Source organism: Bacteroides sp. LFL-34, assembly GCF_027257075.1.
Classification (GTDB): Bacteria; Bacteroidota; Bacteroidia; order Bacteroidales; family Bacteroidaceae; genus Bacteroides; species Bacteroides ovatus.
Genome location: NZ_JAPQKZ010000058.1, coordinates 19,492 through 32,346 on the forward strand (window position 1 = coordinate 19,492; position 12,855 = coordinate 32,346).

General features: G+C 36.7%; 19 protein-coding genes. 4 read left to right on the forward strand and 15 right to left on the reverse strand.

Features of this window, described 5'->3' with window-relative positions:
• The first annotated feature begins 130 nt into the window (after window positions 1–130).
• The 4 genes from N5O98_RS23840 to N5O98_RS23855 all read left to right on the forward strand — a co-directional run bounded on the left by N5O98_RS23840 (window position 131) and on the right by N5O98_RS23855 (window position 2,564).
• Complete coding sequence (locus N5O98_RS23840) at window positions 131–436, forward strand: helix-turn-helix domain-containing protein (protein WP_061447827.1); 306 nt, start codon at window positions 131–133, stop codon at window positions 434–436.
• 18 nt (window positions 437–454) lie between these two features.
• Entirely contained in the window at window positions 455–1,216 is a 762-nt protein-coding gene (locus tag N5O98_RS23845) for a Fic family protein (protein ID WP_061447828.1), read from the forward strand.
• Window positions 1,217–1,219: 3 nt separating this feature from the next.
• Window positions 1,220–1,771, forward strand: coding sequence for a protein adenylyltransferase Fic (fic, locus tag N5O98_RS23850; protein ID WP_061447829.1), 552 nt, complete (start codon window positions 1,220–1,222; stop codon window positions 1,769–1,771).
• A gap of 67 nt (window positions 1,772–1,838) precedes the next feature.
• On the forward strand, window positions 1,839–2,564 hold the full coding sequence (locus N5O98_RS23855) for a hypothetical protein (RefSeq protein ID WP_061447830.1): 726 nt from the start codon (window positions 1,839–1,841) through the stop codon (window positions 2,562–2,564).
• Between the two features lie 87 nt (window positions 2,565–2,651).
• On the opposite strand, the gene N5O98_RS23860 is transcribed toward N5O98_RS23855, so the two are convergent.
• The 15 genes from N5O98_RS23860 to N5O98_RS23930 all read right to left on the reverse strand — a co-directional run bounded on the left by N5O98_RS23860 (window position 2,652) and on the right by N5O98_RS23930 (window position 12,522).
• Entirely contained in the window at window positions 2,652–2,885 is a 234-nt protein-coding gene (locus tag N5O98_RS23860; RefSeq protein ID WP_061447831.1) for a hypothetical protein, read from the reverse strand.
• Window positions 2,872–3,354 (reverse strand): DNA-packaging protein, encoded by a 483-nt coding sequence (locus N5O98_RS23865; protein WP_061447832.1) that lies wholly within the window; start codon window positions 3,352–3,354, stop codon window positions 2,872–2,874. Before N5O98_RS23865 ends, N5O98_RS23860 begins: the two co-directional genes overlap by 14 nt.
• Window positions 3,355–3,356: 2 nt before the next feature.
• The gene (locus N5O98_RS23870) at window positions 3,357–3,851 is read right to left on the reverse strand and encodes a hypothetical protein (RefSeq protein WP_055237363.1); all 495 of its coding nucleotides are present in this window, start codon (window positions 3,849–3,851) and stop codon (window positions 3,357–3,359) included.
• Window positions 3,852–3,884: 33 nt separating this feature from the next.
• Entirely contained in the window at window positions 3,885–4,046 is a 162-nt protein-coding gene (locus N5O98_RS23875; protein ID WP_007754900.1) for a hypothetical protein, read from the reverse strand.
• Window positions 4,047–4,050: 4 nt separating this feature from the next.
• On the reverse strand, window positions 4,051–5,862 hold the full coding sequence (locus N5O98_RS23880; RefSeq protein ID WP_061447833.1) for a hypothetical protein: 1,812 nt from the start codon (window positions 5,860–5,862) through the stop codon (window positions 4,051–4,053).
• A 57-nt stretch (window positions 5,863–5,919) separates the two neighbouring features.
• Window positions 5,920–6,339, reverse strand: coding sequence for a hypothetical protein (locus N5O98_RS23885; RefSeq protein WP_061447834.1), 420 nt, complete (start codon window positions 6,337–6,339; stop codon window positions 5,920–5,922).
• Window positions 6,340–6,472: 133 nt separating this feature from the next.
• Window positions 6,473–6,745 (reverse strand): hypothetical protein, encoded by a 273-nt coding sequence (locus tag N5O98_RS23890; RefSeq protein ID WP_061447835.1) that lies wholly within the window; start codon window positions 6,743–6,745, stop codon window positions 6,473–6,475.
• A 76-nt stretch (window positions 6,746–6,821) separates the two neighbouring features.
• Window positions 6,822–7,238: a RusA family crossover junction endodeoxyribonuclease gene (locus tag N5O98_RS23895; RefSeq protein WP_118161584.1), complete on the reverse strand. Its 417-nt coding sequence runs from the start codon at window positions 7,236–7,238 to the stop codon at window positions 6,822–6,824.
• Between the two features lie 2 nt (window positions 7,239–7,240).
• Window positions 7,241–8,608 (reverse strand): replicative DNA helicase, encoded by a 1,368-nt coding sequence (locus tag N5O98_RS23900; RefSeq protein ID WP_061447837.1) that lies wholly within the window; start codon window positions 8,606–8,608, stop codon window positions 7,241–7,243.
• Between the two features lie 18 nt (window positions 8,609–8,626).
• Window positions 8,627–9,274, reverse strand: coding sequence for a DUF6291 domain-containing protein (locus N5O98_RS23905; protein ID WP_224262630.1), 648 nt, complete (start codon window positions 9,272–9,274; stop codon window positions 8,627–8,629).
• Window positions 9,264–9,575 carry a hypothetical protein gene (locus tag N5O98_RS23910; RefSeq protein WP_061447839.1) on the reverse strand — a complete coding sequence of 104 codons (312 nt, stop codon included), beginning with the start codon at window positions 9,573–9,575 and terminating at the stop codon, window positions 9,264–9,266. The genes N5O98_RS23905 and N5O98_RS23910 overlap by 11 nt, the downstream gene beginning before the upstream one ends.
• Window positions 9,572–9,877, reverse strand: coding sequence for a helix-turn-helix domain-containing protein (locus tag N5O98_RS23915; protein WP_061447840.1), 306 nt, complete (start codon window positions 9,875–9,877; stop codon window positions 9,572–9,574). The genes N5O98_RS23910 and N5O98_RS23915 overlap by 4 nt, the downstream gene beginning before the upstream one ends.
• A gap of 4 nt (window positions 9,878–9,881) precedes the next feature.
• Window positions 9,882–10,193, reverse strand: a complete 312-nt coding sequence (locus N5O98_RS23920) for a hypothetical protein (protein WP_061447841.1) — start codon at window positions 10,191–10,193, stop codon at window positions 9,882–9,884.
• Window positions 10,194–10,280: 87 nt separating this feature from the next.
• Window positions 10,281–11,129 (reverse strand): hypothetical protein, encoded by an 849-nt coding sequence (locus N5O98_RS23925; RefSeq protein WP_061447842.1) that lies wholly within the window; start codon window positions 11,127–11,129, stop codon window positions 10,281–10,283.
• A gap of 67 nt (window positions 11,130–11,196) precedes the next feature.
• Window positions 11,197–12,522 carry a tyrosine-type recombinase/integrase gene (locus N5O98_RS23930; RefSeq protein WP_118161585.1) on the reverse strand — a complete coding sequence of 442 codons (1,326 nt, stop codon included), beginning with the start codon at window positions 12,520–12,522 and terminating at the stop codon, window positions 11,197–11,199.
• Between the last annotated feature and the right edge of the window lie 333 nt (window positions 12,523–12,855).

Below are 12,855 nucleotides of genomic sequence, written 5' to 3' on the forward strand. Positions count from 1 at the left end.
TATCGTATTAAAATATAATACCAAAATAAATAGCACAAAAATATCATGTATAAGAATATATTTAACCTTTGTTTATACTTTTGTTCGATATAATGTAGTATGTTTGTACTATAATCTAAAACGATATAATATGGAACTAAGAATTAAAGATGTATTAAAGGAAAAAAAAGTGACCGTTGTATCACTTGCAGGAATGATAGGGATAACCCAGCCAAATATGAGTAATATTGTTAATGGTAAATCTACACCTTCTCTCGAAACACTGGAAAGGATTGCCAATGCTTTAGAGGTTGACATTACAGAACTGTTTGTACCTTCTTCTTCCGGTGGTATTATTGGAGTAATCCGCATAAGAGATATCAATTACAATATAAATAGTGTGCCGGACTTGTCCCGGTTGCTGGATAGAATAGAAAGCGGAGAAATTGTTTTATAATATCAAAGTAGAATAGTCATGAATGAAGATTTAAAACTGTTGTTAGATAAAGCCGATACACTCAAAGGAGAGTTATCCGCTTTACGTCCATTACCGGAAGATGCGCTGCAAAAGATACAGGATGCCCTGGATATAGAATATACTTACGAAAGTAACCGGATCGAAGGCAATACCCTTACATTACAGGAAACTGCCCTAGTAGTAAATGAAGGAGTTACCATATCCGGCAAATCTATGCGTGAACATCTGGAGGCTATCAATCATAGCGAGGCTATTGATTATATCAAAGATATAGCGAAGAAGGATATAGAGATAAGCGAACGTACTATCAAAGAAATACACGCTCTTATCTTGCATGGAATAGACCGTGAAAATGCCGGGAAATATCGTACCGTTCCCGTTATGATTTCCGGTAGTACCCACATGCCGCCACAACCTTATTTAATACAGAAGCAAATGGAGGATTTTGTGATAAAGTACCAGCAGATGGAGGAAGAAAAAGTACATCCGGTACTTATAGCCGCATATCTTCACGACGAACTTGTACGTATTCATCCGTTTATTGATGGAAACGGGCGAACGTCACGTTTATTGATGAATCTTTATCTTTTACGGAATGGGTATACATTGGTTACTTTAAAAGGTAGCAATGAGGATAAAATAAGTTATTATAAAGCACTGGAAGAATCTCATACAGAGAATAAGCCGGAAGCCTTTCAAAAACTTGTTGTTGAGGCCGAAATAGCCTCTTTACAAAGATATTTGTCTATAATGCAATAGGGTATGAATACAAATGAAATAGATAAATTGAGCTTTGCAAAAGCTCATGCCTTGTTTGAAACTGGAGATATAGATCGTATTGAGGTGGGAACCGTAAAAGGATTGTGTGACATACACCGTTATTTGTTCGATGGGTTGTACAGGTTTGCTGGACAGGTGCGTACGTTGAATATAGTAAAGGGAAACTTTCGTTTTGCTAATTGTATGTATCTTGATGTGATGCTCCCAGTAATAGAAAAGATGCCGGAAACGAAATTTGAGGAAATCATTGCTAAATATGTGGAAATGAATATTGCCCACCCGTTTATGGAAGGCAACGGTCGTACTATGCGCATTTGGCTCGATATGATACTTAAAAAACGTCTTGGCATGGTGATTGATTGGCAGAATGTGGATAAGGTTCTCTATTTGCAAGCTATGGAAAGAAGCCCGATTAACGACCTGGAACTGCGAACTTTGTTACATCAAGGATTAACCAACCAGGTAGATGATCGAGAAGTTATATTTAAAGGTATTACGCAATCTTATTATTATGAGGGTTACGAACCAGAATAATGAAGAGGTTAGTAATCCATTTTGTTCTTTATTGTGGAAAGGACGTCAATGTAAAAGCAAATCAAATATGAATAAGAATATCAATCTTAAGTATTCAGTCAAAGGATTTTCAGATGCAAAAGCAACTGAATATTTGGAAGAACTAAGAAATAGGATTGTAGTCAATGATTATACAAGACCCCTCATATTTATCAAATATGGTAAACTGAATGTATTAAATGGACTCAAATCTATAATATCAGAAATATGTGATTGTCTGATAATTGGTAATGCACAAGCTGCTATAACTCTAACAAATCACCTATTTGAGAATAGTTTGAAACAAACATTGATAACATGGGATTCACAGGGTAGACGATTTAATGATTCTGAGAGGATAGATGAAACATTCAAACAAGAAGTTGAGGACTATGATAATAGGGATATTGAACCTAATATTAAGAAGTGTAAAAGTAAAGGTTTGATAACCAAAGATGAAGCTGAAAGATTGATAAAGCTAAAAAATATATACCGAAATACCTTTTCTCATGCTTCTTATTCAAAACTATTTAAAGAATCTTCTACTGTTATATACTCTGGTAGCTTGAATGAACCAACAAAAATAAAAGAAGAAATTGTAGATGTCTCCAAAGTTCCATTTTTATATTTATTGGCTCAAGAGCAATTTGCAAAGAAAAATGCTTTGATTTATTTTCTGGAAGTATATGAGTTCATAGATAAAATGGATAAAAAATTATTGGATTTATATCCAGAAGTGAAAGAACTTGTTTTGCAACGGGAAAATCAGCTTTGATTCCCGACAAAATAGTTGTAAATATGTATTAAACATACCCCGTTCCTTGATTGGTTCGGGGCTTTTGTTTATACTTAACCATTAAAACTATAATTTATATTCTTCATTCAAACGCTTTATAGCCTTTTTTATTGTTGAGGCTGATAACTTATACTTGTTTGAAAGAAAGTCCCGAATTTCGGCTTCTTTTCGTCCTTCTGCAAGCATATCTCTATACTCATAGAACATATCAAGATACATTATATCATCTGCGCTCACTCCGTTTCTGTTCATTGTAGCGAGTAGAAAGCGGCTTGATGCTAAAACCTCATATACTTTCATCTGCTTTGGGAATATAAGGTAAGAAATCAAAGCCTTTAAACTCTTTACTGTTGATGGTATGAGTTACCTTTTGTTTATCAGAAAGACCTATAATTCGGGAAACTATATTGGGATTAAACGCACCAACAATAGCACCTTCTAATTGTTGTGTCCTGATGACATTCTCTATGCGTGTAATGACTACGGAAAAATCTTCATGACTACCTTTTTTAAAATCGTTCCAAAAGGACTTACTAACATCTAAATAAGCCATTAACCCGGTCAGAGAGTAAGGACGTTGTGTAGGGCTTTCTTCTTTTTCCTTTATTTCTCCTTTCGTTTTATTCTTGATTGCTTTCCATGGAGTCCTGTCACAATAGGCAAAATACTCACAGGCTGCTTCCCACAACTGTTCAGGAGAAGCAAAACGCTTGCTTCTCCCATGCTTGTTTCTCAACTTCCAAAATTGGTTTCCTTTAGGTGCAGACATAACTAATGTTCTTTTAATTGTTTGATTAAATCCGCTTCTTCCTGATTCTTGACTACAACGGTCAATCCGGTAGAAACTTCTCCGGAATGCTCGGTGTTCTGTTTGTTCTTCCATCTGTCAGGAGCAAGGTTTGTGAGAAGGAATATTCCGGCTCCCACATTAGGTTCAACACGGACATTTTTTCTTACTTCCTTTTTCAACTTCTTTTTCTTGCCTTCCATGTAGTATTCAGAAGAAACCTGTTCGTATTCATACCCGATGGCAGACCTTGCGAGGGAGGAAACGACATTGCGTTCCAACCCGTTTTTGAAATCTTCTTTCGCCTTTTTTATAGCATTCCCGAAAGTTTCATTTTCCATCCATCGGTAATAGGTACTCTTTCCGATTCCCATTACATTACAGAAGTCAATAAGCTTTGCACCGCCATAATCTATAAGTCCGTTTTCACATACCCAGTCAACGCACTTTTGAATTGTTTCTTCATTAAATTTTGCCATATCTTCAGTAGTCTTTTATATTTAATCATTAAATTACAAATCTCCCAGATGATCCAGAGCTTCGTCCGGTATTTCCATATTTATAGCCTCCTCCATAGAGATAGAATGTCCCAAATACTCTTCTAAAAGCATTTTTCTAGTTTGATTGGCCTGTTCGGTAATACTCCGAATCTTTTCTTCTACATTTTCTTCCATGTCATTACAATTTTAAAAGTTTACACTCGCATATATCGTTCTCTTTGGTCTTTATCTCTATGATAGCCAGATAACAACCATATTGAGCCAAATAAACCGGTATATCCATCTCTAAGTCCCGTAACTCGATACTGTTAAGACGGATATACTCGGTCACTATCTTTGCATTATTGATTAGTCCTTTGTACGTCTGATAGTTATTTGCAATTAAGGTAGTCCATTCTAGTCCCTTGAATATTCCCTTTGTGCCATCAAGAAGTAATATTCGGGGATTGGCTTTATTATACTGTAGTTCTCCGTTATCGTTGTAGGAATACAAAGGAATATAAGCAACGCCTCCTTTTGTACTGCAGGCGGAGAAAGGCAAAGTAATGGCATCACGTTCGTACTCAATCGTGGCATCATCAACCTGGATATTTCCGTCATAGTTTCCCATGACATTATCATCTTCTTTATACCGGAACCAGTTGTTTTGAGCAATGTTATCAAGGGTGTACTGTAAGTTTCTTGGCGTTACGCTATTATAAGCCATTATCACACGATTCGTCCAGTCTACAGCTTTAGATTTGTTTGCAGACAGATTATCGAAGGGAATAAACTTGATCCCGTTTTCGCCGTCCGGTAAGGCAAACAAACCGACCATTGAGGCAACGGCTTTAATGAAGTCTATTTGCTTGATGTCCGGAAGATTGGGAACTAGAGGAAATTTCTCACCAAAAGATATTTCACCCTTAGTCTTTAGATACAGATTTATATTACTATCAGATTCAATAAAACAAGAATTTTGATCTATGGATGGTCTTGGAGTAAGACTTAAATCAAATTTATACCCATCTTTTATATCTACTTCATAACTAAATTGAAAATAAAGAGATTTATATCCGTCTTTTTGTTCTATTTGAGGATATATAGTTTTACTTATTACAGGAGATGTATTTGCGCTATCTTCATATACGTTAAGTATTATAGGATAATCGGATGAAGATGTACTATATGTATATTTTATTCCAATATATATTTCTCCACTTATTAGTGAAGCTTCATAATTTGATTTCAAGAAAGTGTTTTCTGAAAGAATCTCTCCATAATTCTGTTGTGTAGCATCTGGGATTGAAAAAACAACATCGCAAGAATTAAATCCGTCATATCTAAGACCTGAAGCCTTTATAATAAATGGGAACTTATCAAAAAGGGGTTGTGAATCATTCCTTGTCAAAAGAGGAATAATCATTTTGTTTATAACAGTAAGCTTGTCAGACGGGAAATTAAATGTCACTCCGCTTTCTTCTTGAATCCTATAAAGTATCCACCATACAGGTACTACTGGATGACGCCAAACGTTTGGATCATTAGAGTTAAACCCGTAGTCAATACGTGGAAATCTTTCCGAATTTTCTCCCCAATTTTCCCAAACAACCCAATCTGTACCCTCAACTGTTCCATATTCCAAATCCGTTAGCTTCTTGCCATCGTTTACTACACTGGCGAAGTTAGTGACATTACCCCAGGTAAGAGCTATTTCTATTGATTCATTAATCTCTAGCAATACTACAATTGCATCTTTGATTATCTCAATGCCATTCCGTAATAACGTACCTTTATGCTTTAGGTACGGATAACGGCTTATTGAACTGGGAAGATGTGCGCACTCAATCAAAGCCAGATTATTTGCTGTTTTAGGCAACCTGATTGTATAACTGCTATTACTTACAATTTTACTAATATCGGTTAGCAGGTTACTTTTATAGCTCAAAGTAATATCCGTCTTATTAAGATCGGCTTTTGTGTTATTGATATATAATTCATCTCTTGTCATAGCATATTTTTTATTTATACCGGGTAGACCATCCGAAGCAGACCTACCCGGTATCGGTTATACAATCTTTGCCAGTGCGGAAATGAGTTTTTCCAGTTCTTCCCCTTCAATGGAAAAGCCGGGTTCCTCTCCGCTATCTTCCCTTATTTGTCTGGCCTCGTCGCTTTCATCAATGGTGATAACTGCGAGGTTGGCCGGTGTTTCGTCCGGGTTTATTCCTCTGTATACCGTGATTTTGTCCACGAAAGATTCGGTTTTAAGGTCTATTCCAGATTTTGGCAGTTCTTCACTACCTAATTTTAGCAACTGAATCCCTAGTTTACGGGCTTCTTCCGCATTTAGGTGTACGGTGTTCTCTTCTGTTATGGATTCCCCGTTTACTGTTTTAGTGATAAGGACCTCGTTGTTATCACCTCTTCTCACATAAAGATGTTTTTCACTATCTTTTCTTACTCCGAAAAATGTTTCTTGTTTCATGACTTAAAAAATTAAATTGGTTAATAAAATATTTGTTCTCTAATTCTTTTGCAACGATTAGACAAACACCTATCCGGTAATACTTTTCCTCGCTTGATGGGCGTTTACTTGAATGGTTCTTTTTAAAATTAGCCTACGAAGGTTTTATAAACCCATTATCTAAATAATATCTCGCTTGCTCATATTTGGGGAATGTCAAAGCCCAATAACCAAAGGCATTGTTACCGGGATAGCTAACACAGTTAAACCGTTTATTTATCTTGCGTTTAAACACTTCATAAATGATTGCTCCTCCTGGGAATATACGTTTGTATAAGTAAACTTCAGTTTGGGGATTATATCCGATTTGGATAAATCGCTCTTTGTTCTTAATGAACTCTTTTCCTAATTCTTTAATTGCTTCCATAACTTTTAAATGTTGCTCTCGCTCATTTTTAGGTGAACGAAAATAATAATCTATTCTTTTTTATACTCTTGCTTATCTAGCAGGTAAAAATGGTATGGTTCGTCTTATTTGGGCTGAATATATTTTTTTGCTCGTTTATCTCTTCCATACCAAACTCTACTCTCGGATTCCGTCGGTCTATCCGTTTCTCCGCATGAATCTCAAAACATAGGCTGTCGTTTGTAATAGCCTCAACCATTTGCAAGCAATCAAGGATCGTTTTTAGAGCATTATCCAGGTCGAAGCGAATATTCCCATGCCAAACACGAATAAATAGCTTGAAACGACCGGAAATGCGTTTCCCTCGATACTTCTTGCATTGTAGGCAGAAGGATTTCTCATACTCCCTGATCCGGTCGTTTTTGATGATCCGTTTCTGGCCGTCTTTGCCCGGTACGGCTTGATAGTTGTTTGCTTTCGCTATCACTTGCCCGTAGATTGTTTCTATTTCCATAGCTAGAAGGGATCAGGTTCAACATTTGCCGAAATAGGTATATCCTGTAAGTCGTAAAAGTGAGTGGTCGGAGCATCGAACTTGCAAATGAACTTCATTATCCCGATGTTTCGGCCTTTGGCAACATCTATCATTGCCGTACTTTTGGTGTCTACATGGGAAAACTCTCCTGGGTATGATTTGCCTTTCACTTCCGGACGATAAATCAACATAACCATATCTGCGGCTTCTGCTATTTGTCCGCTATCTCTCAACCGGGCTATAGAGGGAACCGGGTTATCTTTGTCTCTGTTGAGTTGCGATAATGCGATAATCCAGATATCAAGCTCTTTTGCTAGATTTTTCAAGCGTCGTGCCACGTCGCCCATCTGTTGCTCCTTATTGGCTCCCTTCATGTTTACATTGAGAATCTGCAAATAGTCAACAGCCGCACCGTCTATATCATACTTCCGTTTCATGTACCGGATAGAGTTTATTATACTGTCTATATTGCTGGTACTGTTATCGTCGAAATATATCGGAAGATGAAGCAATCTAGCCAACCCTTTATCAAAGCTTTCTAACTGGGAGCTTGTTAATTGAGAGTACATGATTTGATTTGCCGGTACTCCGCTTTCAATAGAAGCCAAACGGGACGCAATTTGCTCTTTTCTCATTTCCATTGAATAGATTATGCTCTTTGTACCTGAAAGTGCCGCAAACCGCAAAATAGACATTAACAGGGATGTTTTACCCATGCTTTGCTCTGCCGCAATGATTATCAAATCGGATTTTTGCAATCCTCCTGATCTTCTATCAAACTGATCGAATCCGGTAGGCGTTCCGGTTAATGATGTCTGACCGGAAAGATTGCGGTTCACTTGTTGGTGTACTCCTGTCAAACCATCCTTTAGCGTGTATATGTTGTCCGAAGATTGCCGGAACATACCAGATAGGGATTCGACGGCTTTTGTTTGCACCTGTTCAATATCTTCCTCTTCCGAGGCGGAATGTTTCAGAAGAAACAAACCTATCTCCCTGAATTTGCGATGTACACTCAAATCAAACAAGCGGTTTACGTATTGATTGAAATCAAGCGTCATGCCATCCAGGTGTTTTAATAATTCGGCCACATTGAAAGATATTCCCATTTTATCAAGACACCCTTTTATTGCGATTGGTTCGGGATGATCTCCACGGGATATAATTGTAAGAATAGCCCGGAATATGTTGCGGTTAAATTCGTCATAGAAACAATCTTCCGTCAGATTCTCCGGTATCTCCCCATTGGATAATACAGGACTGGTTAATGTGCCTAACACTGCCTTCTCACATTCCAAATCATGCAGCGGGCATATATTGTCTATCAAGATTTTCTCTGTCTTTGCCATAGTTGTAACAGTTTAAAATTATCGTTCTCCGAATTTCTTCTTCAATTCGTCTAATGTGCTACGATATACATTAGTCCGTTTCTTGGGAAAGTCTTTCCAGTTGTTCAAGCTTTCAAGGACATCGCAAATTTCTTTCTTGGTGTATTTGGCAAGAAGCTTTTGATATTCCGGTTCTGTCATTTGCGTTTTTACCTTCAGTACGAAAGGACAATGTTTATCTAGCCATTGATTGAATTTTATAAATTCTTCGGATGGAGATGATAAAGAAAGCTCGTCTTTCTTTGATACGATAGTACTTTCTTTATTAATATCCTTATTCTTATCCTTATTTACATTCTTATCCTTATTAGCTTGTACTTCGGTTGTACTCTGGTTAACTTCCGGTTGTACTTCGGTTGTACTTTTTGAAAAGCGGTTGTTTTTATTCCCTTTGGGAGCACCACCTTTACAACCATTTTTCCAACGTTGTGTATTAGCGTCAAGAAAAGGACGTATTAACGAAAATAAGGCTTTGGGAAATCCGGTTAATTCGGGCTCTTTCATGTCGAGGCTGTAATCTGTTATCGCTTCATACATAATCAACTTATCAGCGTCCGATAAATCGCTCATGCTCTCTTTGAAACTGCGATAGAAAATAAACGTATCTCTTTGTCTTTTACTTTCCATAGGCATCCTCCCAATCAATAGACATTTGCCGTTTATCCGGCTCTAACCAATATAGTTTTCTTCTATCGTCCAGACGAACGTCTTTAATATCCCAGCCTTCATCATTGCGGAGGGTGGAGATTACACGTCTGGCATCATTCGAATTTGTTTCAGCGTTGATTTCTTTTGCTGTTACCTTCCGGCCAGATAAGAAAATAGATCGTACCTGTTGGATGATTCGTGAGGAATGATTATCTTTGCTCCTGTCATTAAGGGGATTGGCAGTTGTGGAGGCTGCTTTTTTCTTTTCTTTCATAGTCATGCCCTCCGATATTTGAATACGACCTGTTTTTTTACAGCCTCATCAATAGCGTCTGCTTCATAAAGGATTCTACTACCTACACGCTTGGAGATAAGAAGTCCGTCTTTTGTTATCCTTGCCAATGTTGGTAAGGTGACATGAAGGATTTCAGCGGCTTCTTTTCGAGTGTAGAATTTTGGTTCTTTCTTTGATGCGGCTAATACTCTCTCTGATACTCTGTCTACTATTTCGTCAATAATAGGGGAGATGAAGCCCATAACGATCTGTTGCGTCTGGGTAATGTTAATGTCTAACTTTCCCATGTCTTTAGGATTTAGATACCTTTTTCAAGGCGTTATTAATATCACTATCAGTGTAATATACACGTGAACCAACTTTTCGGGCGTTAATAATCCCCAACTTAGTCCAGTTATCTAAAGTAACAAGGGAGATTTGTAGCTTTTCTGCTGCTACTTTACGTTTGTAAAGTCCGTCTTTGGGACTTACGTCTACTTTGAGAGTAGAATCTATTATATCAGCCAACTTCTTGTCAAGTAAGCGGCTCAACATACTTTCAAGGTCACTCATTGTTGCGCCTTGAATAAGTATTGAATTAGGGGTAGAAATAAATTGCTCCATAACCTTTCGTTTTTGATTACGGAGCAAAGTTTGTTTGCGTTTTATTGCTTAGGATATCCTAACCATATCCTAAATTAGAGTAGAATCTTAAACTTTTCCTCTTTTTATTTTATCTGCCAAAGAAATCAGCCCCACACTTTCAAAATATGAAGCAACAAAATCACAATCATTATTAAAGCTGTTTTTTTCTTTTTCAGAATCAGGATCTTTCCTTTCAATCAACTTATATGCAGTTGTATTTTGCGGAAGTGATTCAGATTGTTTACCTGTTAAAAATTGGATAAATCCAGCTATGGCTGTTTTATCAACATTTCCTGTGTTAATTCCTAACTTGGATAATAATTCAACAATTGCCATTGTTTGTCTTTTAGTCGTAAATTGCCTACTTCTAGTTGGGCTATTTCCTATTTCGGATTTTATAATATCAGTCAGGTCAACTTCTGAACGTTCCCTTTGTATACCTACAGATTCAATATTAAGACCGAAATCATAAAGGGTATTAAAAAGGATATTTTCAAACGGAATAAGTTCTTCCTTGTAAAAATGGGATAAACGTTTATTCTCATAATCTTCGTTTTTTAGTTCAATAGAGATATCATTTTCTGATTTTATATAATAAATTCCTGAATCAATACCTAATACAATTTTGTCGTTAAAACTATCGTCTATAAGTTCTTCAATGACTGTTTTATGAGCATTGTTGTTGTTTATCAGAAGCTTAGCATATATATATCTATCCTCTCTACAATGTAAATTCAATAATTTATTGGTTATATTATCTAATGATTTATGCATTAAATCATAATCAATAATGCGGCTTGAATAAATATCATATGATTTAGTTTGATAATCCTTTAATGGACTGATATCTGAATCTATTTTTATCTGTATTAGTTTGTTTCTGAAATCGTAATAAAAGGCTCGTATATTTTCCATTTTTACATAACTTTTAATAAACAATCATTTTTTTGTTGCTTCATGAGGGTGTTAAAATGTCACATTCTCATTTAGCTATTCGTAATTTCGTGAAATAATCTTCTTTTGCTGCTAGCATACTCTTTTCTGATTCATCCAGTTTAAGATATGTTTTTAGTTGCTGCTCGCTGCTGTGTCCGGTGATAGCCATTATAGAACTTAATGAAGCCCCGGCTTTATACATATTGGTTGCTAAACTTCTCCGGCAGGTATGAGTTTTAAGAAGGTCGCAGAAACGTTTTTTAGCGGTATACTCCATCGCTCCCCGTTGTTCGTCAAACTCTACTATTTCCGTCCATCCTAAAGCTTCGCCAATCTCTTTAATATGGTCGTTTATCTTTTGGTCGTAGACTTTGGGAAGTGTACCGTTATATTTGTCAAGGATAGTTGCAACACGATAATCAAGAGGAATATAAACGATATTTCCGGTCTTTTCCTGTTTAAGTTTGATGTACTTATTGCCATCGGTAAGGGTAACAATCATCTTTGCATTGATGCGCTTATAATCACTTACACGTTGCCCGGTCAGGCAACCGACAACAAACACATCTTTTATCTTTTCCCATGCCGGACGGTTGGACAAATCGTACTCATAAAGTTCCTGTATTCGTTCTTCAGTCAAATAGACATTATCAACATCTTTATAGATTACATCAAAACCAAACCGGACGTTTGCCGCATCCATAAGTTTAAGCTGCTCGGCTGCATAACATATCGTTTTGCATATCTTCACCATCCGAGCGATAGTATTAGGGGAATATTCCTTATCTGTGAGGAATGATCGGAAGTCATTATAAAACTCTATTGTCAGGTCCTCAAAATCAATAACCTTTAGCCTTGTTTCCTGATACGCTTTAAACTGGGATTGAAAGCCTTTGTAGCTCTTGATTGTTCCAAGAGATATATTTGTGGTTCCTCCTTTCTTTTTCCGTTTTCCGGTTTCACATTCGTGAATGAATTGTGCTATGAAGTCGTTGAAGTTGGTAGCCTGTTCTTCTTCTAGGGCTTTAGCTTCGGCTTCTGCTCGTTCTTTCTCGGCTGCTATCTGTTCAGCATATACTATTTCATGTATACGCTCTTTAGCCATGTCGGAAGTTATGGCTACACCATTTTTTATTAGTGCGTCAATCGTTGATGAAATAGCGTCTAGTTTAAGGTAAAGTTCTTTTCCTTTGCCTGTCCTGAAAGCTGTTAGAGCTTTGGCTCCTGTTAAAGATTTGTTCCACTCTTTTATATCAACCTCTAATCCGGTAGATACTCGAATGTTAATCTTTGGAACCCTGTTTTGTATGCGAGCGTATAAGGTTGCATATCCTTCGCTTTTGTCAGTTCTCAAAATGAATGTTGCACCCATATTTTTACTTTTATAAGTTGGTACTACAAAGATAGAGATTCTTTTTGATTTGGTACTACATTGGTACTACAAACTTTTATCTTATTTTATTCTATTTTCTTTGTGTGATAAATAATTTATTGTATTTCAGTATATTATAAAAATAATGTTTTATCTAATAAATAAGGAAAATAAAGAAAAAGAGGTTCGCCAGGAACCTCAAGTAACACTTTGAATGAGGTTGTGTCAAAACGCTGACACAGCCTTTTTTTATGCGCAAAGCCCAGACTTTCTCAAGCCCGGGCTTTGTTATTACCCAAAGTTTTCGTATCTTTAGGTATAAAGTTTTTCGTT

What these genes read in the sequence shown, in the direction of transcription:
- N5O98_RS23840 (WP_061447827.1), top strand. Translation starts at nt 131, where the DNA reads ATGGAACTAAGAATTAAAGATGTATTAAAGGAAAAAAAAGTGACCGTT.
- N5O98_RS23845 (WP_061447828.1), top strand. Translation starts at nt 455, where the DNA reads ATGAATGAAGATTTAAAACTGTTGTTAGATAAAGCCGATACACTCAAA.
- fic (WP_061447829.1), top strand. Translation starts at nt 1,220, where the DNA reads ATGAATACAAATGAAATAGATAAATTGAGCTTTGCAAAAGCTCATGCC.
- N5O98_RS23855 (WP_061447830.1), top strand. Translation starts at nt 1,839, where the DNA reads ATGAATAAGAATATCAATCTTAAGTATTCAGTCAAAGGATTTTCAGAT.
- N5O98_RS23860 (WP_061447831.1), bottom strand. Translation starts at nt 2,885, where the DNA reads ATGAAAGTATATGAGGTTTTAGCATCAAGCCGCTTTCTACTCGCTACA.
- N5O98_RS23865 (WP_061447832.1), bottom strand. Translation starts at nt 3,354, where the DNA reads ATGTCTGCACCTAAAGGAAACCAATTTTGGAAGTTGAGAAACAAGCAT.
- N5O98_RS23870 (WP_055237363.1), bottom strand. Translation starts at nt 3,851, where the DNA reads ATGGCAAAATTTAATGAAGAAACAATTCAAAAGTGCGTTGACTGGGTA.
- N5O98_RS23875 (WP_007754900.1), bottom strand. Translation starts at nt 4,046, where the DNA reads ATGGAAGAAAATGTAGAAGAAAAGATTCGGAGTATTACCGAACAGGCC.
- N5O98_RS23880 (WP_061447833.1), bottom strand. Translation starts at nt 5,862, where the DNA reads ATGACAAGAGATGAATTATATATCAATAACACAAAAGCCGATCTTAAT.
- N5O98_RS23885 (WP_061447834.1), bottom strand. Translation starts at nt 6,339, where the DNA reads ATGAAACAAGAAACATTTTTCGGAGTAAGAAAAGATAGTGAAAAACAT.
- N5O98_RS23890 (WP_061447835.1), bottom strand. Translation starts at nt 6,745, where the DNA reads ATGGAAGCAATTAAAGAATTAGGAAAAGAGTTCATTAAGAACAAAGAG.
- N5O98_RS23895 (WP_118161584.1), bottom strand. Translation starts at nt 7,238, where the DNA reads ATGGAAATAGAAACAATCTACGGGCAAGTGATAGCGAAAGCAAACAAC.
- N5O98_RS23900 (WP_061447837.1), bottom strand. Translation starts at nt 8,608, where the DNA reads ATGGCAAAGACAGAGAAAATCTTGATAGACAATATATGCCCGCTGCAT.
- N5O98_RS23905 (WP_224262630.1), bottom strand. Translation starts at nt 9,274, where the DNA reads ATGGAAAGTAAAAGACAAAGAGATACGTTTATTTTCTATCGCAGTTTC.
- N5O98_RS23910 (WP_061447839.1), bottom strand. Translation starts at nt 9,575, where the DNA reads ATGACTATGAAAGAAAAGAAAAAAGCAGCCTCCACAACTGCCAATCCC.
- N5O98_RS23915 (WP_061447840.1), bottom strand. Translation starts at nt 9,877, where the DNA reads ATGGGAAAGTTAGACATTAACATTACCCAGACGCAACAGATCGTTATG.
- N5O98_RS23920 (WP_061447841.1), bottom strand. Translation starts at nt 10,193, where the DNA reads ATGGAGCAATTTATTTCTACCCCTAATTCAATACTTATTCAAGGCGCA.
- N5O98_RS23925 (WP_061447842.1), bottom strand. Translation starts at nt 11,129, where the DNA reads ATGGAAAATATACGAGCCTTTTATTACGATTTCAGAAACAAACTAATA.
- N5O98_RS23930 (WP_118161585.1), bottom strand. Translation starts at nt 12,522, where the DNA reads ATGGGTGCAACATTCATTTTGAGAACTGACAAAAGCGAAGGATATGCA.